The organism is Sphingopyxis sp. BE235, assembly GCF_031457175.1.
Classification (GTDB): domain Bacteria; phylum Pseudomonadota; class Alphaproteobacteria; order Sphingomonadales; family Sphingomonadaceae; genus Sphingopyxis.
This window is the reverse complement of sequence record NZ_JAVDWC010000002.1, coordinates 783,125-806,935: the sequence shown is the minus strand read 5'-3', so window position 1 is coordinate 806,935 and position 23,811 is coordinate 783,125. Positions and strand designations below refer to the sequence as shown.

Genomic DNA, 23,811 nt, shown 5'->3' with positions numbered 1-23,811 from the left:
CGCTCGGTGCGCTTGCATTTATGATGTCGAGGCTCGACATAGAATCCATGGATTTCGCCTTCCACAACAGTTTTTACGATTCGATGGAGGGCTTTTACGCGCCTGCCGAAGCCGCGAAGCCCTCTGCGCCAAAGCTTTTGATTTTCAATCATGCGCTCGCGGAGACGCTCGGGCTCGACGCATCGAACGCCGGCGATGATCAGCTGGCGCGGCTGTTTTCGGGCGAAGCGCTGCCCGAGGGTGCCAATCCGCTCGCGCTCGCCTACGCCGGGCACCAGTTCGGGCATTTTTCGCCCCAGCTCGGCGATGGGCGTGCACTGCTTCTGGGCGAAATCGTCGCCCCCGACGGGGCGCGGTTCGACGTCCAGTTGAAAGGGTCCGGGCCGACCGCCTTTTCACGCAATGGCGACGGCAAGGCCGCGATCGGCCCGGTCCTTCGCGAATTCCTCGTGTCGGAAGCGATGGCGGCGATGGGCGTCCCGACGACGCGGGCGCTCGCCGCCGTTGCGACGGGGGACCGCGTCCAGCGCGAACGCGCGCATCCGGGTGCGGTGCTGACGCGCATCGCTAGCAGCCACATCCGCGTCGGAACCTTCCAGTTTTTCGCCGCGCATTTCGGCGCCGATCATGTCGTCCAGCTTGCCGATTACAGCATTCGCCGCCATTTCCCCGAGCTAGCCGAAGCAGCCAACCCGTCGCTTGCGCTGCTCGATCGCGTGATCGGCCTGCAATGCGAACTGGTCGCGCAGTGGCTGGGCGTCGGCTTCATCCACGGCGTCATGAACACCGACAATGTCGCGATCAGCGGCGAGACGATCGACTATGGCCCGTGCGCCTTCATGGATCGCTTTGCCGTGAACACGGTCTTCAGCTCGATCGACGCCAACGGCCGCTATGCCTATGGCCGTCAGCCGCAGATATTGCACTGGAACATGGCGCGTTTTGCCGAGGCCCTGCTGCCCGCGATCCACCGGGCGTCGCCCGCCGATGTCGATGCCGCGAAGGCATTGGTCGATGCGATTCCCGTCCGTTTCCGCGCGATATGGCACACGCGGGTCCGGGAAAAGCTGGGGCTGGCCGGCGAGGGCACCGCCGACGGCGAACTCATCGATACGCTCTTCGACGAACTCGAAGAATATGAGGTGGATTTCACCTCCTTCTTTCGTGCGCTCGCCATGCTGCTGCGCGGCGACGGCGCGATGCTCGAAAGCCTGCTTCCCGCCCCCGACGCGATGGCGCCGTGGATCGCCCTGTGGTGGGAGCGGATCGCGCACGAGGCGACGGGGCCGCTGGAACATGCCGCCGCGATGGACGCGGTAAACCCGCTCTACATCCCCCGCAATCATCTGGTCGAAGCCGCACTGGACGCCGCGGAGGCGGGCGACCTTGCGCCGTGGCTCGAACTGCTCGAGGTCGTGCGCGATCCCTATGCGCTGCGGCCGCGGCACGAGCGGTTCGCCGCGCCGGGCCCCGCCGATGCCGGCCCTTACAAGACCTTCTGCGGCACCTGACGCCAGCCATGGTTGAGCCGCTGCGCCGCAATTGCTAGGGACGGCGCCACATCGATCAGAGGATAAGTCATTGCCCCCAGCAAATGTGCCGCCTGCGCCGTCCGTCAAAATCACAGTCGTCGGCACGGGCTATGTCGGTATTTCCAACGCTGTTTTGCTGGCGCAGCGCAATGAGGTGGTCGCGCTCGACATCGATGCGCGCAAGGTCGAGCAGATCAATGCGAAGCAATCGCCGATCGCCGATCCCGAAATCGAGGATTATCTGGCGAACAAGCCGCTGAACCTGATCGCGACGACCGATCGCGATGCGGCTTATTCGGGCGCCGACTTCGTCATCGTCGCGACGCCGACCGATTATGATCCCGACACCAATTATTTCAACACGCAGACGGTCGAGAGCGTGATCGCCGATGCGCTGGTGAAGGCGCCGGGCGCGCTGATCATCGTCAAATCGACGGTGCCAGTGGGCTTTACCGAGCGGATGCGCGCCGAACATGGCAGCGACGCGATCGTCTTTTCGCCCGAATTCCTGCGCGAGGGACGCGCGCTCTACGACAATCTCCATCCTTCGCGCATCATCGTCGGCAACACGCACCCGCGCGCGGCGGAATTCGCGCGCCTGCTGCTCGAAGGGTCGCTCAAGCCCGATGCCGAGATTTTGCAGACCGGCAATACCGAGGCCGAGGCGATCAAGCTGTTCGCGAATACCTATCTTGCGATGCGCGTCGCCTTCTTCAACGAGCTCGACACCTATGCCGCGTCGCATGGTGTGGACTCGCGTCAGGTGATCGAGGGCGTGTGCCTCGATCCGCGCATCGGGCAATTCTACAACAACCCGTCCTTCGGCTATGGCGGCTATTGCCTGCCCAAAGACACCAAGCAGATGCTCGCCAACTATCAGGAAGTGCCGCAGAATCTGATCCAGGCGATCGTGTCGTCGAACACCACGCGCAAGGATTTCATCGCGTCCGAAGTCATCAAGCGGGCCCCACGCGTTGTCGGCATTCACCGTCTCGCGATGAAGGCGGGATCGGACAATTTCCGCGCCAGCAGCATCCTTGGCGTGATGAAGCGCGTGAAGGCCAAGGGCATCGAGGTGATCGTCTATGAACCTCTGGTCGAGGAGGACCGCCTGTTCAACTCGCGCGTGATCCGCGATCTCGAGGCGTTCAAGGCGGAGGCCGACGTCATCATCGCGAACCGCGTGACCGACGACCTCGCCGATGTCGCGGACAAGGTTTACAGCCGCGACCTGTTCGGCGCCGATTCCTGAGCTTTCTCCATCGCCGCAACTCGCCGCATCGCCGGGAACTGTCCCATTGTCGGAGAGTTAGCTTGTCAAATGGGGAGAAACGGGTTGCACAGCCATATCTCGCAAGCCACAAGTGCGTACCGGTGGCCAGCGAATGAAAAAATCTGAAAATTCCTGTGTATCGTCAGGCAGCCGATCCTCGCGGGTGCGGCCGCTATTGATCGGTGCGACCTCTTTTCTTTGCCTCGCCTGGGCCGGCGCTGCCCATGCCCAGCAAGTCGAACCGCCGCAGGTCGTCCGGACCGTCGAAACCACCAAGACCGACCCGATCGCAGCGCCTTCGCCACCCCCGCCCGATGCCGTGCTGCCCGAAGTGGCGCCGATCATCGAGGATGAGGAGTTCGAGAAGGCGATCCCGCCGATCAGCGCCGAGGACGACGCCGAGCTCGACCGCCCGCTGGAATCGATCGCCGATTTCGAAAAACGCCAGGCGGCCGACGCCGCGAAAGGCGCAAAACCGGCCGCGGAGGGAACCGCAGAAGCGACGGTAGAAACGCAGCCGCCGCAGGTGGATGGCGTTCCCGTGCCGGCGCTGGCCGATGGGGACACTGTCGAGGCGATCGGCGACGCTCCCATAAGCGATAGCGAGCTTGCGGCCCCGCTGCCGCCGCTCGAAAACTTCGACGTCGAGCCCGTCCAGTTCGCCGAGGCGGAGGACGACAAGGATAATGTCAGCGTCGCCTATACCGTCAAGCTCAACGGGCTGGATGCCGCCGACGATAGCACCGATGTCGACCTAGCCGATCTGTTCGGCGACTTGTCGGCGCTGTACGACGGCGACGGCAAGGCCGACAATACGGCGATGATCCGTGCGCGCCTGACCGCCGACGGCGAGCTGATGCACCGTATCCTCGCGTCCGAGGGCTATTATGATGCGGTCGTCGATACGCGGATCGACCGCGGCGAGCGGCAGGAAGGGCCGGAAGGCCAGCAGGGCGAGCAAGGTCAGCAAGGCCAGCGCCGGTCGATCACCGCCGTCATCGATGTGAAGCCGGGCAAGCGTTACACGCTGGCCGATATCGTCATCAACGCCGCGCCGACGGTCCCGCCGAGCCTGATCGCCGACAATTTCCCGCTCGCGGTCGGCGAGCCGATCGTCGCGCAGCGGATACAGGGCGCCGAGGCGGCGATCGCACTCAAGCTGCCGCAAGAAGGCTATCCCTTTGCCAAGGTCGGGCAGCGCGACATATTGCTCGATGGCGCGACGGGCGACGGCGTCTACACCTTGCCCGTCGATATCGGGAAACGATCGCGCTTTGGCGGGATCGAGACGACGGGCGAACTCGCTTTCGATGCCGAGCATGTCGAGGTGCTGGCGCGCTTCAAGCGCGGCGACCTCTACGACAGCCGCATGGTTGACGACCTTCGACAGGCACTGGTCGCAACCGGGCTGTTCGCGACCGTCGCCGCCGAACCGCAGCCGACGGGCGAAAGCGCGGGCGACGATACCGAATATGTGACGATGCTGGTGACCCAGCAGGCTGGCCCGCCGCGCACGCTGGCTGCGAGCGCGGGTTATGGGACGGGCGAGGGCATCAGGCTGGAAGGCAGCTGGACGCATCGCAACCTTCTGCCGCCCGAAGGCGCGCTGACCTTCCGCGGTGTATTGGGGACGCAGGAACAGGGGATCGGGGCGACGCTGCGCCGCTCGAACTGGGGACGCCGCGACCGCACAATGGAGCTCGTCACCGAGGTTACGCGCAGCAATTATGATGCCTTCAATGCGATCACTGGCCGTGTGGGCGTGCGCGTCAGCTATGATTCGACGCCGATCTGGCAGAAGAAATTCACCTATGCCTATGGCGCCGAGCTGATCGCGACGCGCGAGGATGATTATGATTTCACGACGGGCACGCGCTCGTACGATTTCTACACCATCCTCGGGTTGACGGGACAGGTCGGGATGGACCGCACCGACAGCCTGCTCGACCCGACGAAGGGTTTCCGCATCACCTCGCTGATCCAGCCCGAAGGCTCGCTCGCCGGGAGCTTCTCACCTTATGCGCGCCTCAGGACCGACGTCAGCGGCTATTATCCGGTGACCGACAGCATCGTGGTCGCGGGGCGCGTGCGCGTCGGGTCGATCCTTGGTGCGGCGCGCGAAAAGTTGGCGCCGTCGCGGCGTTTTTATGCAGGCGGCGGCGGCTCGGTGCGCGGCTTTGGTTATCAGGAACTCGGGCCAAAGGATCCGAACAACGACCCGATCGGCGGCCGCAGCGTCGCCGAGGCGGCGTTCGAGGCGCGCTATCGCTTCGGCAATTTCGGTGTCGTCGGCTTTGTCGACGCCGGGCAGGTGTATCGCTCGTCGGCGCCGACCTTCCAGAATCTGCGTTTCGGCGCGGGGATCGGCGCGCGCTATTATACGAACTTCGGCCCGATGCGTTTCGACATCGCGACCCCGATCGGGCGCAAGCCGGGTGAGGCGCGCGTCAGCGTCTATGTTTCGATCGGGCAGGCGTTCTGATGGCGGACGACGCGCCTTTCGCCGAAGAGGGAGCCGCGCCGGCGAAAGCCTCGAGCTCGTGGCCGCTCACCATATTGCGTTGGGTCGGGCTGACCCTGCTCGGGCTTGTGCTGCTGTTTGCACTGTTCCTCGTCGGGCTCAACAGCGACGCCGGACGGCGTTTCGTCGTCACCCAGATCGAGAAATATGAGTTCGAAAACGGGATGAAGATCGGCATCGGCCGGCTCGACGGCTCGCTTTATGGCCAGATGATCATCCGCAATTTCACGCTGTCGGACACCAAGGGTGTGTTCCTCGCATCGCCCGAGGTCAGGGTCGACTGGCGGCCGATCCGCTATCTGGCGAACCATGTCGATGTCCGCTCGGCGACCGCCGCGACGATGACGATGCGCAAGCTGCCCGAGTTCAAGGTCGTTCCCGACACTGGCGAGCCGCTGCTCCCCGATCTTGATATCGACGTCGGGCTGGTGCGCGTCGACCGTTTCGTTTTCGAGCCCCCGGTGGCGGGCGAGCGTCAGGTCGCGAAATTGAACGGCAAGATCGCGATCGCCGATCGCCGTGCACAGGTCACCGCCAATGCCGAAACGATCGCGGGCGGCGGCGGACAGGGCGATGCGCTGAAACTGGTGCTCGACGCGGTGCCCGAGGCGAACCGGTTCGCGGTCAAGCTCGACCTCACCGCGCCGCAGGGCGGGGTGCTCGCGGCGATGGGCGGCTTCAAGGAAACGCTGACCGCGAAGCTCGACGGGCGCGGCGACTGGAAGGCGTGGAACGGCAACCTGACCGCGAACCTCGGCACGGCGCCGCTCGCGCGCGTCGCGCTTACCGGGCGTGACGGCACCTTTGCCGCAAAGGGGACGGCGCAGGCCTCGCGGCTGCTGACCGGGCCGATGACCGAGATATTGGGCACCGAAACCGCGATCGACCTGACCGCGCGGCTTGAGGAGCGGAAGGCCGCGATCGACGGGCGGCTGTCGTCCGATGCCGCGCAGCTCGGGATCAGCGGCGGCATTGACCTTGGCAACAGCCGCTATGAAGGGCTGAAACTCGCGGCCAATATCCTCCGCCCGAGTGCGATCGCGCCGGCGGTACGCGCCAACGGCCTGCGTGCGACGGCGACGCTCGACGGCGCCTTCGCGTTGCCGACGGTCGATTATCGCGCCGATGCCAACAGCCTCGCGTTCAACGACATTGTCGTCGAGGGGATCAGCCTCGCGGGCAAGGCGCGCGTCGACGCCGACCAGATCGTCATTCCCGTCGCGGGCCGTGCCGCGCGCATTCGCGGGCTCGATACCGTCGCGGGCGGCACGCTGGTGCAGGTGCGCCTCGACGGCGACCTCGCTTACAGCAACGGCCGTATCCTCAGCGACAATCTGCGCCTGCGCTCCCCGCGAATCGATGCCAAGGCGATCATCATCGCCGACCTCAACAAGGGCTTCTACACCGGCGCGATCGACGGGCGGATCAACGATTATCGCATCGAAAGCGTCGGCATCTTCGACATCGACACCGACGCCGATCTGAAGACCGCGCCGCGCGGCGGGTTCGAGATCGTCGGCCGCGTCCGCGCGCGTTCGACCAAATTGTTCAACTCGGGCGTGCGTGATTTCCTCGGCGGCAATGCGACCGCGTCAAGCGACGTGCGCTATGGCACCGACGGCATGATCCGCTTTGCCAATCTGCGGATGTCGGCGCCGCGGCTGCGGGTCACGGGCGGGCAGGGGAGCTATGCGCCCAACGGCCAGATCCGGCTGACGGCGCGGGCGAATTCGACCGACTATGGTCCCGTCGGGGTTCAGCTTGCCGGGACGATCACCGATCCGCGGGCGGTCGTAACCGCCGCGCGTCCGGGACTCGGGATCGGGCTCGCCAATCTGGTGGCAAAGATCAACGGCGCGAAAAACGGCTATCGCCTCGCGGCGACCGGCGACACCGATTATGGCCCGCTGTCGGCCGACGTCGTGCTGCTCACCGCGTCAGGACCGCTGACGATCGATGTCGAGCGCGGCGACCTGTCGGGGATCGGGTTCAACGGCCGGCTGGTCAAGAGCGACGCGGGACCCTTCGTCGGCCAGCTCAACGCGTCGGGGCAGGGTCTCGGCGGTCTCGTCCGCCTGACTGCCGCGGGGCAATATCAGGCCGCGGCGATCAACGTCCGCGCCAATGATGTCGTGCTCCCCGGTGCGGCGAAACTCGCGGTCGGATCGGCGATCGTCGATGCCGATGTGACGCTTTACGATACGCCGCATATCGTCGCCGACATCCAGATCGCCGACACGCAGATCCGCGACTATGACATTGCGGTTGGCCGCGTGAAGATCGACTATCGCGGCGGCGCCGGCAAGGCACAGGCGCTGGTCGAGGGCACGAGCGGCGTGCCGTTCCGCATCGCCGCCAACGCCGACCTCCAGCCCAAGCTCTGGCGCGCGGCGGTGCAGGGGCGCGCGACCGGGATCAATTTCCGCACGACTACGCCCGCGCGCATCATCCCCGGCGCCGACGGCTACGAACTTTTGCCGACGAACATCACCCTCGGCCGCGGCAGCCGCGCGCGGATTGCGGGGCGCTTCGGCGACGGCATCATGCTCCAGAGCCGGCTCGAACGCGTCAACATGGCGATCCTCAACGCAGTCTATCCCGACATGGGGCTCGGCGGCCGCGCGACGGGCAGCCTCGATTTCGAGCAGGCCAATTCGGACAGCTTCCCGCGCGCCGACGCGCGGCTGACGATCACCGACTTCACCCGCACCACCGCGGCGTCGGTCAGCCAGCCGGTCGACGTCAATTTCGCCGGCAAATTGCTGGCCGACGGCGGCGAGGCGCGCGCGGTGATGCGCAAGCGCGGCAGCGTCATCGGGCGAATGCAGGCATCGCTGCGCCCGCTCGGCGCTGGCGCAGGCACTTGGACCGAACGGCTGATGGCGGCGCCGCTGGGTGGCGGCATTCGCTACAATGGTCCCGCCGACACGCTCTACTCCTTTTTCGGCCCCGCGACGCAGCATGTGTCGGGACCGATCGCGGTCGCCGCCGATTTCAGCTGCAGCGTGTCCGATCCGTGCCTGCAGGGCGTCGTTCGCGGCAAGGACATGGTCTATGAAAATCAGACCTATGGCACGCGGCTGACCAATATGGTCGTGAACGGCCGCTTCACCGGCAACCGGCTGGAGATCGAACAGCTCACCGCGACCGCCGGTGAAGGCACCGTCCAGGCCAAGGGCTATATCAGCCTTGCTTCGGCCGACGGCTATCCGATGAATATCTCGGCGACGCTCGACAATGCGCGCCTCGCCAAGAGCGAGAATATCGCGGCGCGCGCGACGGGTAATCTGACGCTCGAAAAGGTCGCGGGGCAGACCGCGCTCCTGTCGGGGAGCCTGCGCTTGCCCGAAACGCGCTATCGCATCATTCGCGAGGGCGCGGCGCAGGTTCCGGTGCTCACGGGGGTACGGCGCAAGCCGCCCGCGGGGCGCCAGCGGATCAGTGGCGACGGGCTCGCCGCGGTCGGCGGCAGCCTGTTCGACCTCATCCGTCTCGACATCGCGCTGAAAGCCCCCGACGAAATCTATGTCAGCGGCATGGGGCTCGAATCCGAATGGAAGGCCGATGTCGTGCTGCGCGGCACGACGCAGGATCCGCGCGTCACGGGCGAAATCGAGCTGGTCCGCGGCACGCTCGGCTTTGCGGGGCGCTCGTTCGAGCTTCAGGAGGGCCGGGTAACCTTCCCGACGGGCGAAGCCTTCGATCCCGCGATCCGCCTGCTCGCGAGCGATACGATCGAGACGGTGACGGTGAGCATCAGCGTGACGGGCCGCGCGAGCAACCCGCAAATCGCCTTCTCGAGCGTTCCCGGGCTACCGCAGGACGAAATCGTCTCGCGCATTCTGTTCGGCGATTCGATCACCACGCTGTCGCCGCTGCAGGCGGTGCAGCTCGCCTCGTCGCTCAACACGCTCAGCGGCAGCGGCGGCGGATTGAGCCCGCTTGGCTCGCTGCAGTCGGCGACGGGAATCGACCGGCTGCGCGTGCTCGGTCCCGACGACACCGTCGGGCGCGGCGCGGCGCTGGCGGCCGGGCAATATATCACCAAGGATATTTATCTGGAGGTGATCACCGACGCGCGCGGCTATACGGCGACGCAGCTCGAAATCAGCCTGACCCCGGCGCTGTCTCTGCTCAGTCAGGCGGGTGGGTCGGGCGGATCGAACCTCAGCATCCGTTACCGCAAGGATTATTGATGCGCGCCGCCGTCCTGCTCGTCCCGCTGCTGCTGCTCGCGGCGTGCAAGGACGAGCCGCGTTTCGAGGAACGCTACGACAAGGCCGCGAAGGAGATCGAGGCGCGCGCGAAGGCGATGGACGCCGACATCGCCAAGTCCGACGCTGCCGCGTCGGCCGCATCGGAAGGCTTGCAACCCGCGGCCAAGCCGTCTAACGCGCCTCCGTCATCTGGGGAGTAGCCAGCCGTCGTTCGCGACGGGCCACCGTGTCAACATACTCGGCCGAGAGGTCGTGGTGCGGTGGAAGCGGGAGACCGCTTGGGCGAGACCAATGGCATCGACCTTCGTCCGGGCCGGGCGGCGGGTTTGATGTCTATTGGAATCGCGAAGCCGCTCGGCCCCGGAGTACCCCATGGAAGCCCTGTTCACCTCGACCGCCGTCGTCGCGCTCGCCGAAATCGGCGACAAGACGCAGCTGCTCGCGATCCTGCTCGCGACACGGTTCAACCGCCCGGTGCCGATCATTCTCGGCATTTTGGTCGCGACACTTGCCAACCATGCGCTCGCGGCGCTGCTCGGCGCATCGGCCGCCGCTTTCCTCGACAGCCCGATCTTCCGCTATGCGATCGGCCTGTCGTTTATCGCGATGGCGGCGTGGACGCTGATCCCCGACAAGTTCGACGACGATGACGCGCCAAAGCCGCGGTTCGGGGCGTTCCTGACGACGCTCGTCGCCTTCTTCCTCGTCGAGATGGGCGACAAGACACAGGTCGCGACGATCGCGCTCGGCGCGCAATATCACGACGTCGTTTCGGTGACCGCGGGCACGACGCTCGGCATGATGATCGCCAACGTCCCCGCGATCTTCCTCGGCCACGAACTGCTCAAGCGCGTCGATCTGGCGAAGGTTCGCAAGGTCGCTGCGGGCCTGTTCCTCGTGATCGGCCTGTGGGTGCTGGTGCAAACCGCGGGCTGGCTGGGCTAGTCGGCGTTGCGCCCGGCGAGGGTGCGCTCGAAATTCCAGCTCGATGAGCACATGGCGTCGAGGCCGCGGTTCGCCTTCCAGCCCAGTTCGCGCGCGGCGCGGTCGGGGCTGGCGAAGCAGCTTGCGACATCGCCGTCGCGGCGCGGCGCGATGCGATAGGGGATGCGCACCCCGTTCACGCGCTCGAACGCCTCGACCATGTCGAGCACCGAATAGCCCTGGCCGGTGCCGAGGTTCCATATCGACAGCGGCTGGTCGGCCTCTGCGATTGCGGCCAGCGCCGCGACATGGCCGTCGGCGAGGTCGACGACATGGATATAATCGCGCACTCCGGTGCCGTCGGGCGTGTCATAGTCGTTGCCGAACACCGACAGCTCGTTCAGCCGCCCGGCGGCGACGCGGCTGACAAAGGGCATCAGATTGTTGGGAATGCCGTTCGGATTTTCGCCGATCAGCCCGCTGTCGTGCGCGCCGACCGGGTTGAAGTAACGCAGGATCGCGATCCGCCATTCGGGATCGGCGGCGGCGACGTCGGCCAGCATTTCCTCGATCATCAGCTTGGTGCGGCCATAGGGATTGGTCGCCGAGGTTGGGTGATTTTCGTCGAGCGGCAGATATTGGGGCTGGCCATAAACCGTGGCGCTCGACGAGAAGACGAGCGTCTTCGCGCCGCAATCGGCCATTGCTTCGAGCAGCGACAATGTGCCGCGGACATTATTGTCGTAATATTTCATCGGCTCGGCGACCGATTCCCCGACCGCCTTCAGCCCGGCGAAATGGATGACGGCCTCGATCGAATGGTCCTGCATCACGCGGCGCAGCGCATCGCCGTCGCGGATATCGCCGGTGACGAGCGGAATCGGCTGGCCCGTGATCGCCTCAAGCCGCTCCATGACCGAGGGATCGCTGTTTGACAGATTGTCGAAGCACACCACATGATGGCCGCCCGACACAAGCGGCGCCGCGACATGGCTGCCGATATATCCTGCGCCGCCGGTCAGTAGAATATTCATCGCTCGATCATCTCCATTCGCGCGCAGCGACTGTCGCGGATGGACCTATTCTATCCGCGACATCCTGCCAAATCATTGTCCGCCGGCCATTCGCCGGTTTTGGTGTAACCTTCGCTGCGATATCGGCGAACAGGTCTTCAAACGCCGTCATTCGCTTTTGTTAGGATTCGCCAATTGAGCATCGACGAACCTTCGCTGGCGCGCCTGATGGCGGCATCGCAGCGGGGGGATCGCGCGGCCTATCGTGCGTTGCTCGGCGACAGCCGCAAATGGCTCATGCGCTATTTCGCGCGGCGGATTGCGCCGCACCATATCGACGATCTCGTCCAGGAAACTTTGGTGTCGATGCACCGCAAGCTGGCGACATGGGATAGCAGCAGGGCTTTCCTCCCATGGCTTGCGGCGATCGCCCGCTATCGCTGGATCGACATGCTCCGCCGCCAGCGCGACGAGGCCGAACTGGGCGACAACGACGCCGCGGTCGGCGCCGAGGACGAGGCGGTGCACGCAAAGCTCAGCATCGACCATCTGCTGACATTGCTGCCGCCGGGGCAGGCGCAGGCGATCACGCTGGTGAAGATCGAGGGCGCCTCGATCGCCGAGGCATCGCAGATTTCGGGGCAGAGCGAATCGCTCGTCAAAGTGAATATCCATCGCGGGCTCAAAAAGCTCGCCGAACTGATCGAGAGTGAGTGAGATGAAGGACGCATCGATCGACGATCTGATCGACGGCTTGGCAAGCGACCTGAAGCCCGTTCGCCCACGGCGCGTCGTGCGCGGGTCGCTGTGGGTCGCGGCCGGATGGCTGGGCGTCGGCGCTTTGCTGGTCGGGCTGTTCGGGAGGCGACACGATCTCGCCGCTGGCGCGATGCCGCCGCTTTCGATGCTCGCCTTCTGGTTGCTCGCCGCCGCGGGTGTCGCCGCGGTATGGAGCGCGCTGCGCATGGGGCTGCCCGGCGTCGGGCGCGACTATGGCGGCTGGCGCTGGGCGGTCGGGGCGTTGCTGGCGTTGCCGCTCGCGGCGCTGTTCGTGTTTTTCGGTGATGCGCATGGCCCCGCTGACACCGCGCGGCGCGGCTTCGACATTCACTGCCTCGCGCAAGGCGTGGTTTCGGGGCTGGGCGTCGGGGCGGCGCTGTTCCTTTGGCTCCGGGCGAGCGCGCCGACCTCGCCGACGCGCGCGGGCTGGGTGATCGGGGTTGCGGCGGGCGCGGCGGGGGCAACGATCGTCGCGCTGCTGTGCTCGAGCGACGACCTTGTCCACATCACGCTCTGGCATGCGTCGGCGGTGCCCTTCTCGGCGATCGCCGGCCGGCTGATCCTGCCCCGCTTCCTGCGCTGGTAAGCGTCAGCCGAGCGGTATCAACATGCCAAGCGCCACCGCCGCGGTGGCGAGTCCCGTGACCAACGTACCCCTCGGCCAGCGTGAAAGCAGCAGCACGAGCGGCAGCCCGGCGATCGAGACCATGCCGATGAAGGCGACGGGCCCCTGATAGGGACCGAAGTCATGGACGGCGCGCCATGCCGCGAGAATGAGCAGCACGACGGCGAACGTGCGCAGAGTGGCGACAGTCGGAAGGCGCTCGACCGCGACGTCCCGCCGCAACCGGTGGGTGCTCAATGCAAGGCACGCGAGCGCCGCATAGGAGAGAAGGGCCGGCTCAACGCGCATCGACGGCCTCGCGCAAGGCACTGGCGGGGCGTGGCGCCATGTGGGGTTTCCGTACCGGGTGCGACGATATTTGCGCGGCCCGCCAGGCGCCGAAGCCAAGCAACGCGCCCGTCGCAATCATCGCGAGATCGAACGCGACGAACAACCAGTCGCCGTTCGCGAGCGACCGGACAAATCCCCGATCGGTTGTGAGCGCGTTGACCAGCGGCAGCGCAACGAAAGCGACCGCCGCAATCGCCAGCGTTTCGGTCCAGGCACGGCGGATCGGCCGCACACAGGCCAGCGCTGCGAGTCCGAACCAGGTCCAGAACATGATGCTCACCTCGACGTCCCCACGCGCTGGCAGAGTCGCCGGCAGCAGGCGGTTGGCGAGGAGGAAGGCGGCCATGCCCGCGGGAAGACAGGCGATAGCGCCGACGTTCAGCCGCTCGGCCAATCTTATTCCGAAGAAGGGCGCCGCGCCCGGACGCTTGCGCTTCACCGTCCACAGCATGAGGCCCGTGCCGACCATCGCCGTACCCGCAAGGCCGAGCAGGAAATAGGTCCAGCGCAGCACGGGACCGGCGAAGCTGCCCATGTGCAGACCGAGCATGACCCCGCTCGTCTCGGCAGCCGGACCGGGAGGCGGGGATGCCGATAGCCGCCGTCCGTCGACGCCCGAAAAGACGATCGATCCGCCGCGCGCATTGAGCCGGTCCTTCGCGCTCTGGAACAGGGTGACGGTGGCAGTCTCGTCATTCGGATTGCGAACAACCATCGTCGCGGGCCGGCCGCCGCCCCATTCTTCGGATGCCTTGGCGACGAGCGGCGCGACTGGCGTGAGCGCGGAAAAGCGCCCCGAGGCCTCGGCGTCGGGCTCGGCGCCGAAGATTGCGGTCTCGAACGTCGCCGGATCCTTGTAGTTCGCCTCGATCGGCCACGGCATATACATCGCGACCAGCGTGATGAGCCCGGTGTAGGTGATCATCGCGTGGAAGGGCAGGGCGATCACCGCCGATACATTATGCGCATCGAGCCAGCTGCGCTGCCCCTTGCTCCATCGCAGCGTGAAGAAATCGACGAAGATGCGTTTGTGCGTGATGACGCCCGAGATGATCGCCGCCAGCATCGCCATTGCGCAAAGCCCGGCGAGCCAGCGCCCCCACGGATGCGGGATCTGGAGCTGGAAGTGAAAGCGATAGAAATGCTCGCCGCCGCGCGTGTCGCGCGCGGTCACTTCTTCGCCCGTCGCCGGATCGAGCCGCAGTTCGGGGCGGCGCGGTGCCGGTTTCGCATTCGGATCGGGGTTCGGGCGCTCGCGAATGAAGATGCGCGTCGCGGTCGTGCGCGCATCGGGCAGGGTAATGAACCATTGCTCGGCGGTCGGCGCGACCTTTTGCAGGTGCGCGACCGCGGTGTCCGCGGCGGTCGCGGGCGCGACCGGGTGCAGGTCGATCTCGGGCTGCATCCAGCGCGTGATTTCGGGCCGAAAATAGCTCGCGGTCCCGGTGAGGAACATCGCGAACAGGATCCACCCCGCGAGCAGCCCGAGCCAGCCGTGGATCCACGCCATCGACTGGCGAACGCCCGGCGCCTCGTTCGATGCCACTTTGCTCATACTGCTGGTCCGAGCAGCCACAGAATTCCGACCGTCCCGAACGCAAGACCCCAGATGGCGACCGCGACGCGGGCAAGCCGGGTTTCATGAAAGGCCCAGAGGAGGAGGCCCGCATAGACAAGGAACGACAGCGTCATCGCCCATATCGTCGCCTCGGCGCGGTCGACCGGCGCGACCCGCGCGAGCAGCGAGACGAAGCCCGCCGCCGCGGCATAGCCGCCGACGATCGCGGTAAATGCCCGCGCGGCCATTCGGCCGTTCGCGATAGATGAGCCCGCCATTTTCCCCTTCATCGTCAATCGTCCGACCGTGGCTTGCCCTAAACAGATTATGCGACTAGCTGCAACTGCGAATCTGTAGCAATAGCAATAAGGGGTTATCATGAAGCCGAACTCGCGCGCCGTCGTGCGGTCGAATCTGTCGCGCGCTGCGCTTGCCGCGGCGATGCTTGTGGGCGCGCAACCCGCCTGGGCCGTCGAAGACGCGGCCGAGAGCGGCGGGGCGGGCGAGACGATCGTCGTAACCGGCCTCCGCGAAGCCAGCGTCTCGTCGGCGACCAAGACGGGAACCCCGCTGATCGAAACGGCGCAGACGATCACGGTGATCGACAGCGAAGAACTGGAGCGCCGCAATGCGATCTCGCTCAACCAGGCGGTCGGCTATGTCGCCGGCGTCGCGGCGAACCAGCGCGGCGGCACGGTGTCGCGCTACGACCAGATGTATCTGCGCGGATTTTCGCCCGGCTTCTTCCTCGACGGCATGCGGCTGATCGCGGGCCCCTATTCGACCCCGCAAACCGATTTCAACCGGATCGAGCAGATCGACATCATGAAGGGGCCGGCATCGGTCCTTTATGGCAATGGCACCCCGGGCGGCCTCATCAACCTGTCGAGCAAGAAGCCCGAAGCCGAAGCGTTCGGCCGCTTCGAGGCGCAGGTCGGCAATTATGACAGCCTGCGCTTCGTCGGCGACATCAACCAGCCGCTCGATGCCGAGGGCAAGTGGCGCGTGCGTCTTGTCGGCGGGTGGCAGAAGGCCGACGGCTTCACCAAGCGCACAGAGAGCGAGCGCTATCACATCAGCCCGATGATCGCCTTCGCGCCCGACGACCAGACGAACATCACGCTCATCGCATCCTATCAGCATGCGCCGTCGGGCAGCGGCTATTCGGGTGTGCCGGCCTATGGCAGCGTGCTGCCCAGCCCCGCCGGCCCGGTCGAATATCATATCAACACCGGCGATCCGGCCTATGAGGTCTATGATCACAAGCAGAAGTCGGTCGCGCTCTTGTTCCGGCGCGAGTTCAACGAACATCTGGCGTTCCGGTCGAACGTCCGGTTCCAGAACAACAAGCTGAGCTACCGCCAGCTTTATGTGGGCGGCTTTGCGACGACGGGCACCGGGCTCAATATCAACACCGATTACAGCACGATCATTCGCGGCGGCGGCGGCGCCGACGAGGATTTCGACACGCTGACGATGGACAGCAGCTTCAACGCGAAGTTCGAAACCGCGGGCATCGAGCACGACATCCTGGTCGGCCTCGATTATCTGCGGATCACTGGCGAGAATTTCCAGCAGTTCAATACCGGGCAGACCGCCAACCCGTTAACGAGCATCCCGAACCTCAACCTCTACGCACCCGTTTATGGTGTCGGCATCCCCAGCCTCGACCTGAAGCTGCTCTCGGCTGCCTACACGAACAGCTATACGACGCGCGACCAGACGGGCATCTATATCCAGGACCAGGTGAAAATCGGCGGGCTCCACCTGATCGCGAGCGGCCGTTGGGACTCCTATGACCAGCGCACGCTCAACAAGAAGAGCCGCGTGCTGACGCCGCTCTCGCAAAGCGCCTTCACGATGCGCTTTGGCGCGCTCTATGAGTTCGAATTCGGCCTGTCGCCCTATGTGAGCTACACCGAATCCTTCGAGCCGCAGGCGGGCGCCGACTATCTCGGCAATCCCTTCTCGCCGACCACGGGCAATATGTATGAAGCGGGACTCAAATATCAGCCGCGCGGCCTGAACGCGCTCATCACGCTGTCGGCCTATGAGCTGAAGCGGCAGAATGTCCCCGTCGGCGATCCGCTCGCGGGCACCGGCGGCCGGCCGGCGAATTCGCAGATCCAGATCGGCGAAACGCGCGTCCGCGGGGTCGAACTCGAAGCCCGCGGCGAGCTCCGCCCGGGGCTCGATATCATCTTTGCCGGCACCTACACCGATGCTTTGATCACGCAGGGCGCCCCCGCCGTTCCCGCGTCGGCGCCGACGCTCACCCGGCTGGGCAGCACCGGCACGCCCTCGACCACGGGCACCGTCCCGCTCGGCGTGCCCGAGTGGCAGGCATCGGGTTTCCTGTCGTACGATTTCGGCCGCGGCGGGGCGGGCGAAGGCCCGCTTGGCGGCCTGAGTCTCGGCGCGGGCTTCCGCTATGTCGGCGGCTCTTTCGGCTCGACGAGCTACAAGGTCGTGAACAGCGTGACGACCTTCGAGCTGTTCAAGACGAAGAGCTTCACTTTGTTCGACGCGATGCTCGCCTACGACCTTGGCCATGCCAGCCCGGCGCTGGGCGGCCTCAGCGTCGCGGTGAACGCACAGAATCTGTTCGACAAGCAGCACGTCTCGTCCTGCTTCTTCTCGAACAGCTGCTATTTCGGCGCGTCGCGGACCGTCGTGGGGTCTCTGCGCTACAAATGGTGAGGTTTCGCCCGGTTCAGCCGGGCGGATAGTCGAAAGGCCGGCTTGCGGGCAAAGCGTCCCGAAGGCTGGCCTTTTGGGTGCCATGCCGGCACCGAACTGCCATTATATCGATGGAATGATGGTGGCCCTGCGCGGCGCGCTTGAAAGCGCGTGCCCAGCGAGCGGAAAATATACACGCATCGGTGTTTTGCTCCGTGCAAATTGCGCCTGCAGGCTCCAACTGATGAAAGCTGCCATTGGCTCAGATCGCTGGCCGACATCGCACGGTGCGCGGTCGCCAAGCTGTTGTAACTGAAAACGCTAAGATATTCTGGAGCGCCTACTCGGTAATGATCAAAGGGTGATACAAGGGGGATGGATGAACGTAAGCCGCTTGGCGCAGTAAGAAGGAATACCAAATGGTCGATAATTTGCCGAACCGCCGCGAGCTCATCCAGCTTGCAAGTGGCGGTCTTTGTGGAGCTTCCGTCGAAGATATCGCCCGTCGTGCCGGCTTGATTGCCGGCGTTCCCGTGCCTGCAAATGCCACCAGTTCTGAGATGATTGAACTCCTGAACCAGGCGGTCAATGAAGTCGCCGCTGCAGCAGGTTACTCGATCATAGACCCCGTAGTCGCCGCTACCACTACAAACATTTTGCTCTCCGGTGCGCAGACAATCGATGATGTAGCAGTGGTTCCCACCGACCGCGTGCTGGTGAAGAACCAGAACAGCGGTAGTGAGAACGGCGTTTATGTCGCCGCTAGCGGCGCTTGGTCGCGCGCAGCGGACTTCAATAGCAGCGGTGCGGCAGTTACCGGGGCGCTCGTTCAGGTCGACGGGGGCGATCAGGCCGGTGCTTGGGCTTTGGCCACCAAGGGTATGATCACCGTCGGCACGACGGAGCAGACTTGGCAGCCCCACTCTTATCGCAGTTCGGCCAAGGTGCCCTTCAAACGATCCGGCGACGGAATGGTAGTCCGCAGCGTGCATGAAACGCTGCTCGACAATGCGGTTAGTGTCGAGGACGGAGGAGCTCTCGCTACAGCCGCCGACAACGCCGCCGTAATCGGTAGATTGCTCGATGCGCAGAAGCAGGTGAACTCCGTCACCTATTCCGATGGTGGCGCCGTCGCGGCGGATGCGGTCAAGAGCGTCACCCTGCCGAGGCAGTACACCGTTAAGGCCCCCTCGACGCTATGGGCCAAGACAGCGGTACGGGGATTGAATGGCTTGGCCAGCGGACTCACGCTCGCGAAAGATGCCACCGGAGACGAGATTTTCCGTGTGGGTGGCTCGAAATTGCAAACGGGCTGGGCGAACGAATGGAGGATCGAGGGCGGCGCCTACAGCGTTCTCAAGGCGGGCGGAGCATTTGTGCGCAAGCACCCTGATATCGCCCATGTTCACGACACATCGGGTGGGTCCTTTTTGACCAACTATCGCATCGCCGACGTCGACATTGCCGCCCCCTATGGGATCGCGTTGGGAGACTGCTACAGCCAATGCGCCACCTTCGAGCGCATCCGTTTCGTCGGCCGGGCGGAGCAGCTCATCAACGTCCAGGGGCACCATCTGATGTTTCGGGACATCGACAAGACGGGATTCACGGGTACCAACAGTGCCCCCCTGATTCGCGTTGGCGATCCCACCAACAAGAACCCCACCACCCACGTTACATTCCAGAATCTGGTCCTCGACCTCAATGGCAACGCCAGGAAAGACAGTCTCCACGTCGTTAACGCCAAGAACACGCTGATCGACGGATACCATCACGAACTGAGCGCCTTTAAGACCATGCTGCTGGTGGAGCAGAGCTATGGCACCGAGTTGCGCCGACCTATCTTCGTATCCTCGCGGACCGATGGCCTAATAAAGATGGTCAATAGCGATCTTCGAAGGGACGTCCACGAGGCGGCCGCGAATAGGTGGTGGGATGAATATGATCGGTCTGGCAAGTGCCCCATCCGCATCAGCCGCTTGCGGTCCTATTACTCGGCGGTGCTACCGATCCTTGAGGATATCACCGTCAAGGAAATTCAGAACGTCTCTGCCTCGGAGCCGATGATCGATGTTGTCGCGATGAACGTGATGGGTAATCTATTGAAGAACCCTGCGTTTGTTGACGGCACGGCTGGCTGGACCATCCCCGCTGGTGCGACCGCCACTCTGATAGCAGGCAATAAGGCAATATCTGACGGTCAAATCCTGCGCCTAACGTGGGCTTCCGACACTGATGGCATATTTTATGTCATGCAGACCATTGCTGGCAACTTCGCCGATCGGGCGATCACTTATGCCATGACCGCCGAAATCGGCAGCAATGGACGGGTTACCGACAAATCGTTCATGGCCCCGGGCGAAACCGGCTTCGGCGTCAACCAGGGGCGCATCTACGCGAACCAAGGCTTTGTAAAATCGGCGGCGGTGAGCACCAACAGCAAGGGCCACGCCGCCTATGCTATCGTCAACCCCCGCGCCGGCTGGCATTATGATATCCATCTGCTCGAGGCTGGCTATGGCCGGCAGATCGCGTCGATTTTGCCGCTCCCGATGCTGCCGAAAGTCGCTGATCCCGTCGACCTTGCCACGGCTCTCAAGTCGATTGCATCGATCATCGATACCCTGCAGGCGGCGGGAATTATGCGAACCACATGATTGGGGCTGCCATCAAATCGGCGGGATTTTACCTCTTTTGGCAGGCGACAATCGCTCCGATCACAGCCAGTGTTTCCTCTGGATCGCGAACGCGGACGGTGTCCAGGCCGAGTTGTTTCGCAGGATAATCATTCCCGCCCGGAAAGATCGCGTCGCCGATGAACATCATCGCGTCGAGCGGTATGCCGCTCGCGTCGCGCAGTTTCTTGAGGCCATAAGCCTTGTCGACGCCTTCGCGCGTAATATCGATCGAGGTCGCGCCGCCCATGTTGATCGACAGCCCCGGCAGGCGCGTGCGCAAATCTGCCTGAATGATCTTCCGCTTCGCAAAATCGGGATCCCAGATTTCCTTGGCGTGAATCGGCGCCTGCTGGCCGAGGGCGGAAAATGTGATCTGGCTGCCGCGATCTTCGATCCGTTCTCCCCATGTTTCCTGAGGTACGAAGCCGGTAGCTTCGAGCGAAGCGTCGAAAGCCGCAAATATCGACTGTTTTTGCGCCTCATCGAAGAGTTCGGCGTAGACTGGGGACCATTTCCCGTCGCCGTGGGTATAAAGCTTGGTTCCCGTTGTCGGCATCAACCATAGATGCGCGAGACTAGCGCGCTGCGGCAATCGGCTGGCTACCTGTTTGTCGAACTGGGGCCAGTCGCCACCGGATATGACGGCGACCTGGGCCACCTGCAGAAGATCGGCGAACGCCTCCGCCATCCGGTCGGACAGCGGCTGTTTGCTTTCAGCGAGAGTTCCGTCGAGATCGAATGCGACAAGCTGCTTCATCTGGGAAAGCTCCTGGAGAAAATCCGACGCAGGGCTGGCAGCCCGCTCCGGTGGCATGCAGGCTACTGCCTCTAAAGTCAGGATAATCAGGTTGAGCGCGAGCGCTTGCCATAGCCGATGTGAAGGGAAGGAATGTTGCCTGGAGCATTCCTGGTTCTGAATGAAGTAATCAAGCCTTTGAAAAATGGTGAGCCCTGCTGGGTTCGAACCAGCGACCTACTGATTAAAAGTCAGTTGCTCTACCGACTGAGCTAAGGGCCCATCGCGGCGCCGCCGAAGCGGGCTTGCGAAGTGAGCCGCCGCCCTAGTGCGCCGATGCGGTCCGGTCAACCGGCTTTGGACGCGCAAGGCGCGCGGCGAGTTGGCGGACGCTGCGACCATGCAGCGGATGCTGCCATTCGGGGACGATCGCACGCAGCGGGCCGAGCACGAACGCACGCTCTTCGATGGCGGGATGCGGGATGGTCAGTGTGCCGTCGGACCAGGCGCCGCCCGACCAGAGCAGGATATCGAGGTCGAGCGTCCGTGCGCTCCAGCGCTGGCCGGTGCGGCGGCCGAAGCTCGCCTCGATCGCTTGCAACCGTACGAGCATTTCGGGAGGGCTGAGCGGCGAGGCGACGAGCGCGACGGCGTTCGCGTAGCGGCGGCGCGACGGGCCGAGCGGATCGCTCGCGATGATCGGGCTCGCGTCGACCGCCTCGATATCGGCGCTCTCCAGCGCCGCCAGTGCGGCGAGCAGCACCGCGCGCGGGTCGCCGAACCGCGCATGGCGCCGATTCGATCCGAGCCCGATGGCGTAGAGGGGAAGCGGCATTGCGTTGCTCATGGCCCCGCGCCTATCGCAGATGCGTGGAAATTGACAGCCCATTGCCCGGAACCGAGCCGCCGCGCGATTGCCCGCGCTGCCCGCGGCTCGTCGCGTTTCGCCGCGAATGCCAAGCCGAGCATCCCGATTGGTGGAATGCCCCGGTCCATGCGTTCGGCGATCCCGATGCGTGGCTCGCTTTTGCGGGACTCGCGCCGGGCAAGCATGGCGCGAACCGCACCGGCCGGCCTTTCACCGGCGATTATGCAGGCGATCTGCTGTTTGCGACGCTCGCCGAATTCGGGCTGAGTCGGGGCCGCTACGATGCGCGCATCGACGACGGGTTGACGCTCGACGGCGCGATTATCGTCAACAGCGTCAAATGCCTGCCGCCCCAGAACAAACCCGCGCCCGCCGAAATCGCGAATTGTCGCCCGTTTTTCGAAACGCAACTGGCGGCCTTGCCTCAGGTTCGCGTGATCATCGCGCTGGGACGGATCGCGCATGACGCCACGCTAAGGGCGGCTGGCGCGCGCCTCGCGGACTCCCCCTTCGGCCATGGCGCAGTGCATATGCTGCCCGATGGACGGCATCTGATCGATAGCTACCACTGCTCGCGCTACAACACGAACACCGGGCGGCTGACGCCCGAAATGTTCGCCGATGTCTTCCGCACCGCGCTGACGCTCAAGGATCAGACGAGCGGGCCGAATTCCTCGACCAGCCCGCGGTAAAGGACGCGCTTGAACGGGACGATCAGTTTCTCGATCTCGTTCAGCTCGGCCCATTTCCACGCGCGGAATTCCTGATGCTTGGTGTGGATGTTGACGTCGCCATCCTCACCCATGAAGCGCATCAGGAACCAGTGCTGGCGCTGGCCGCGATATTTGCCGCCCCACATCTTGCCGATCAGATGGTCGGGCAGGTCATAGAAATATTCCTCGCGGCTGCGCGCGATGATCTCGACCAACCCGCCATGGACGCCGGTTTCCTCGCCGAGTTCGCGGATTGCCGCTTCCTCGGCATCTTCGCCATCGTCGATCCCGCCCTGCGGCATCTGCCACGCCTCGCTCGACGTATCGAGCCGCTGGCCGACGAAGACGCGGCCATCACGATTGGCGAGCATGACGCCCGCGCAGGGGCGGTAAGGGAGAGAGCTATGGTCGATCATGCCGCCCCGGTAGCTTCAGCGACGAGCGCTTTCAATACGGTCAATGCCCCGCGAATATCTTCTTTGGCGCTCGGAATCCCCTGCGCGAGGTTGATATAGCCGTGAATCGTTCCCGTCGCCTCGCGATAGGTGGTCGGCACCCCGGCCTCGATCAGCTTTGCCGCATAGGCGCGCCCCTGATCGCGCAGCGGGTCGAGCCCGGCGGTGATTAGCAGCGTCGGAGGCAGCCCCGCGGCCGAAAAATCGAGCGGCGAGGCGCGATAGTCGGCGGGATCGGCGGCATAATGATTGCCGAACCACGTCATGCTGCCCTGCGTCAGCAGATGGCCTTCGCCGAAATCGCGATAGCTCTGCCAATCGTCGTGCGTCGTCACGGCGGGGTAGATCGGGTGGATCGCGATGACGGGTTTCGACGCCGGCTTGTCGCGTAGGGTGAGCGCGGTTGCGATCGTCAAATTGCCCCCGGCGCTTTCGCCCGAGAGGACAAGCCCGGTGCAGGGAATGTTGTCGGCGACCCAGCGCGTCGCGGCCTCGCAATCGATCGGCGCGGCGGGGAAGGGGTGTTCGGGCGCGAGGCGGTAATCGACCGCGATTACGGGCATGTCGAGCAGCCGCGCCGCTTCCGCGCAATAGGCGTCATGCGTGTCGAGGTCGCCGATCACCCAACCGCCGCCATGATAGAAAACCATCACCGGGCCGGTTTCGCGGGCCGGGCGGTTGTCGTAGATGCGGATGGCGATCTCGCCGGCGGGGCCGGGGATGGTGCGATTCTCGACATGCGCGATCTCGCCGCGCGGCACATCGGCGAGCTGGCCCATCATGCGGAACATCGCGCGCGCGCCCTCGGGTGGCATCTCTTCCATCTTCGGGCCTTCCTGCGCATTCAGGAAAGCAAGGAAAGCCGCCACGTCGGGGCGCGTAAAATGGGTGGTGCCGTCGGTCATCTGC

At 64.6% G+C, this 23,811-nt stretch carries 19 protein-coding genes, 1 tRNA gene and 1 riboswitch; of the genes, 11 read left to right on the top strand and 9 right to left on the bottom strand.

Translation table 11 applies throughout. The annotated features are described in order from the left end of the window. Nucleotides 1-47 precede the first annotated feature (47 nt). The 6 genes from J2X38_RS11080 (at nucleotide 48) to J2X38_RS11055 (ending at nucleotide 10,488) form a co-directional block, all read left to right on the top strand. On the top strand, nucleotides 48-1,511 hold the full coding sequence (locus J2X38_RS11080) for a protein adenylyltransferase SelO family protein (RefSeq protein WP_310254016.1): 1,464 nt from the start codon (nucleotides 48-50) through the stop codon (nucleotides 1,509-1,511). A gap of 70 nt (nucleotides 1,512-1,581) precedes the next feature. Beyond that, the gene (locus J2X38_RS11075) at nucleotides 1,582-2,784 is read left to right on the top strand and encodes a nucleotide sugar dehydrogenase (protein ID WP_310254014.1); all 1,203 of its coding nucleotides are present in this window, start codon (nucleotides 1,582-1,584) and stop codon (nucleotides 2,782-2,784) included. Between the two features lie 196 nt (nucleotides 2,785-2,980). Then, the gene (locus tag J2X38_RS11070; protein WP_310254012.1) at nucleotides 2,981-5,287 is read left to right on the top strand and encodes a BamA/TamA family outer membrane protein; all 2,307 of its coding nucleotides are present in this window, start codon (nucleotides 2,981-2,983) and stop codon (nucleotides 5,285-5,287) included. Next, nucleotides 5,287-9,522 carry a translocation/assembly module TamB domain-containing protein gene (locus J2X38_RS11065; RefSeq protein WP_310254010.1) on the top strand — a complete coding sequence of 1,412 codons (4,236 nt, stop codon included), beginning with the start codon at nucleotides 5,287-5,289 and terminating at the stop codon, nucleotides 9,520-9,522. The genes J2X38_RS11070 and J2X38_RS11065 overlap by 1 nt, the downstream gene beginning before the upstream one ends. Continuing rightward, nucleotides 9,522-9,743 (top strand): hypothetical protein, encoded by a 222-nt coding sequence (locus J2X38_RS11060; RefSeq protein ID WP_058538328.1) that lies wholly within the window; start codon nucleotides 9,522-9,524, stop codon nucleotides 9,741-9,743. The genes J2X38_RS11065 and J2X38_RS11060 overlap by 1 nt, the downstream gene beginning before the upstream one ends. Then, nucleotides 9,722-9,898, top strand: a riboswitch (yybP-ykoY riboswitch). It overlaps the preceding gene by 22 nt. Nucleotides 9,899-9,915: 17 nt before the next feature. Further along, nucleotides 9,916-10,488, top strand: coding sequence for a TMEM165/GDT1 family protein (locus J2X38_RS11055; protein ID WP_310254008.1), 573 nt, complete (start codon nucleotides 9,916-9,918; stop codon nucleotides 10,486-10,488). On the opposite strand, the gene galE is transcribed toward J2X38_RS11055, so the two are convergent. Beyond that, nucleotides 10,485-11,501 (bottom strand): UDP-glucose 4-epimerase GalE, encoded by a 1,017-nt coding sequence (galE, locus tag J2X38_RS11050; protein ID WP_310254006.1) that lies wholly within the window; start codon nucleotides 11,499-11,501, stop codon nucleotides 10,485-10,487. The genes J2X38_RS11055 and galE overlap by 4 nt on opposite strands. A 174-nt stretch (nucleotides 11,502-11,675) precedes the next feature. On the opposite strand from galE, the gene J2X38_RS11045 reads away from it, so the two are divergent. Continuing rightward, entirely contained in the window at nucleotides 11,676-12,197 is a 522-nt protein-coding gene (locus J2X38_RS11045; protein WP_310254004.1) for a sigma-70 family RNA polymerase sigma factor, read from the top strand. A gap of 1 nt (nucleotide 12,198) precedes the next feature. Continuing rightward, nucleotides 12,199-12,846 carry a DUF1109 domain-containing protein gene (locus tag J2X38_RS11040; RefSeq protein WP_310254002.1) on the top strand — a complete coding sequence of 216 codons (648 nt, stop codon included), beginning with the start codon at nucleotides 12,199-12,201 and terminating at the stop codon, nucleotides 12,844-12,846. 3 nt (nucleotides 12,847-12,849) lie between these two features. Here J2X38_RS11040 and J2X38_RS11035 read toward each other — a convergent pair whose 3' ends face one another. Genes J2X38_RS11035 through J2X38_RS11025 form a run of 3 tightly spaced genes read right to left on the bottom strand, consistent with a single transcriptional unit; the run spans nucleotide 12,850 to nucleotide 15,051 of the window. Continuing rightward, nucleotides 12,850-13,173 (bottom strand): DUF3325 family protein, encoded by a 324-nt coding sequence (locus tag J2X38_RS11035; protein WP_310254000.1) that lies wholly within the window; start codon nucleotides 13,171-13,173, stop codon nucleotides 12,850-12,852. Further along, nucleotides 13,163-14,770 (bottom strand): PepSY-associated TM helix domain-containing protein, encoded by a 1,608-nt coding sequence (locus J2X38_RS11030; RefSeq protein WP_310253998.1) that lies wholly within the window; start codon nucleotides 14,768-14,770, stop codon nucleotides 13,163-13,165. Before J2X38_RS11030 ends, J2X38_RS11035 begins: the two co-directional genes overlap by 11 nt. Further along, on the bottom strand, nucleotides 14,767-15,051 hold the full coding sequence (locus J2X38_RS11025; RefSeq protein WP_310253995.1) for an iron transporter: 285 nt from the start codon (nucleotides 15,049-15,051) through the stop codon (nucleotides 14,767-14,769). The genes J2X38_RS11030 and J2X38_RS11025 overlap by 4 nt, the downstream gene beginning before the upstream one ends. 100 nt (nucleotides 15,052-15,151) lie before the next feature. On the opposite strand from J2X38_RS11025, the gene J2X38_RS11020 reads away from it, so the two are divergent. Together J2X38_RS11020 and J2X38_RS11015 are read left to right on the top strand one after the other, a co-directional pair. Beyond that, a complete protein-coding gene (locus tag J2X38_RS11020; protein ID WP_310253993.1) occupies nucleotides 15,152-17,473 on the top strand; it encodes a TonB-dependent siderophore receptor in 2,322 nt (773 codons plus the stop codon). 398 nt (nucleotides 17,474-17,871) lie between these two features. Beyond that, nucleotides 17,872-20,109 (top strand): hypothetical protein, encoded by a 2,238-nt coding sequence (locus tag J2X38_RS11015; RefSeq protein WP_310253991.1) that lies wholly within the window; start codon nucleotides 17,872-17,874, stop codon nucleotides 20,107-20,109. A 28-nt stretch (nucleotides 20,110-20,137) separates the two neighbouring features. On the opposite strand, the gene J2X38_RS11010 is transcribed toward J2X38_RS11015, so the two are convergent. The 3 genes from J2X38_RS11010 to folK form a co-directional block, all read right to left on the bottom strand. Further along, a complete protein-coding gene (locus J2X38_RS11010; RefSeq protein ID WP_310253989.1) occupies nucleotides 20,138-20,887 on the bottom strand; it encodes an HAD-IIB family hydrolase in 750 nt (249 codons plus the stop codon). A 185-nt stretch (nucleotides 20,888-21,072) separates the two neighbouring features. Beyond that, nucleotides 21,073-21,148, bottom strand: a tRNA-Lys gene (locus tag J2X38_RS11005). Between the two features lie 43 nt (nucleotides 21,149-21,191). After that, a complete protein-coding gene (gene folK, locus J2X38_RS11000; RefSeq protein WP_310253987.1) occupies nucleotides 21,192-21,713 on the bottom strand; it encodes a 2-amino-4-hydroxy-6-hydroxymethyldihydropteridine diphosphokinase in 522 nt (173 codons plus the stop codon). Between the two features lie 23 nt (nucleotides 21,714-21,736). On the opposite strand from folK, the gene J2X38_RS10995 reads away from it, so the two are divergent. Continuing rightward, on the top strand, nucleotides 21,737-22,426 hold the full coding sequence (locus J2X38_RS10995; RefSeq protein WP_310253986.1) for a uracil-DNA glycosylase: 690 nt from the start codon (nucleotides 21,737-21,739) through the stop codon (nucleotides 22,424-22,426). Here J2X38_RS10995 and J2X38_RS10990 read toward each other — a convergent pair. Beyond that, entirely contained in the window at nucleotides 22,387-22,863 is a 477-nt protein-coding gene (locus tag J2X38_RS10990; protein ID WP_058538339.1) for an RNA pyrophosphohydrolase, read from the bottom strand. The two genes, J2X38_RS10995 and J2X38_RS10990, sit on opposite strands and share 40 nt — an antisense overlap. Next, nucleotides 22,860-23,807 carry an alpha/beta hydrolase gene (locus J2X38_RS10985; protein WP_310253983.1) on the bottom strand — a complete coding sequence of 316 codons (948 nt, stop codon included), beginning with the start codon at nucleotides 23,805-23,807 and terminating at the stop codon, nucleotides 22,860-22,862. Before J2X38_RS10985 ends, J2X38_RS10990 begins: the two co-directional genes overlap by 4 nt. Nucleotides 23,808-23,811 lie beyond the last annotated feature (4 nt).

What these genes read in the sequence shown, in the direction of transcription:
- J2X38_RS10990 (WP_058538339.1), bottom strand. Translation starts at nt 22,863, where the DNA reads ATGATCGACCATAGCTCTCTCCCTTACCGCCCCTGCGCGGGCGTCATG.
- galE (WP_310254006.1), bottom strand. Translation starts at nt 11,501, where the DNA reads ATGAATATTCTACTGACCGGCGGCGCAGGATATATCGGCAGCCATGTC.
- J2X38_RS11035 (WP_310254000.1), bottom strand. Translation starts at nt 13,173, where the DNA reads ATGCGCGTTGAGCCGGCCCTTCTCTCCTATGCGGCGCTCGCGTGCCTT.
- J2X38_RS11020 (WP_310253993.1), top strand. Translation starts at nt 15,152, where the DNA reads ATGAAGCCGAACTCGCGCGCCGTCGTGCGGTCGAATCTGTCGCGCGCT.
- folK (WP_310253987.1), bottom strand. Translation starts at nt 21,713, where the DNA reads ATGAGCAACGCAATGCCGCTTCCCCTCTACGCCATCGGGCTCGGATCG.
- J2X38_RS11060 (WP_058538328.1), top strand. Translation starts at nt 9,522, where the DNA reads ATGCGCGCCGCCGTCCTGCTCGTCCCGCTGCTGCTGCTCGCGGCGTGC.
- J2X38_RS11010 (WP_310253989.1), bottom strand. Translation starts at nt 20,887, where the DNA reads ATGAAGCAGCTTGTCGCATTCGATCTCGACGGAACTCTCGCTGAAAGC.
- J2X38_RS11065 (WP_310254010.1), top strand. Translation starts at nt 5,287, where the DNA reads ATGGCGGACGACGCGCCTTTCGCCGAAGAGGGAGCCGCGCCGGCGAAA.
- J2X38_RS11040 (WP_310254002.1), top strand. Translation starts at nt 12,199, where the DNA reads ATGAAGGACGCATCGATCGACGATCTGATCGACGGCTTGGCAAGCGAC.
- J2X38_RS11025 (WP_310253995.1), bottom strand. Translation starts at nt 15,051, where the DNA reads ATGGCGGGCTCATCTATCGCGAACGGCCGAATGGCCGCGCGGGCATTT.
- J2X38_RS11015 (WP_310253991.1), top strand. Translation starts at nt 17,872, where the DNA reads ATGGTCGATAATTTGCCGAACCGCCGCGAGCTCATCCAGCTTGCAAGT.
- J2X38_RS10985 (WP_310253983.1), bottom strand. Translation starts at nt 23,807, where the DNA reads ATGACCGACGGCACCACCCATTTTACGCGCCCCGACGTGGCGGCTTTC.
- J2X38_RS11030 (WP_310253998.1), bottom strand. Translation starts at nt 14,770, where the DNA reads ATGAGCAAAGTGGCATCGAACGAGGCGCCGGGCGTTCGCCAGTCGATG.
- J2X38_RS11080 (WP_310254016.1), top strand. Translation starts at nt 48, where the DNA reads ATGGATTTCGCCTTCCACAACAGTTTTTACGATTCGATGGAGGGCTTT.
- J2X38_RS11055 (WP_310254008.1), top strand. Translation starts at nt 9,916, where the DNA reads ATGGAAGCCCTGTTCACCTCGACCGCCGTCGTCGCGCTCGCCGAAATC.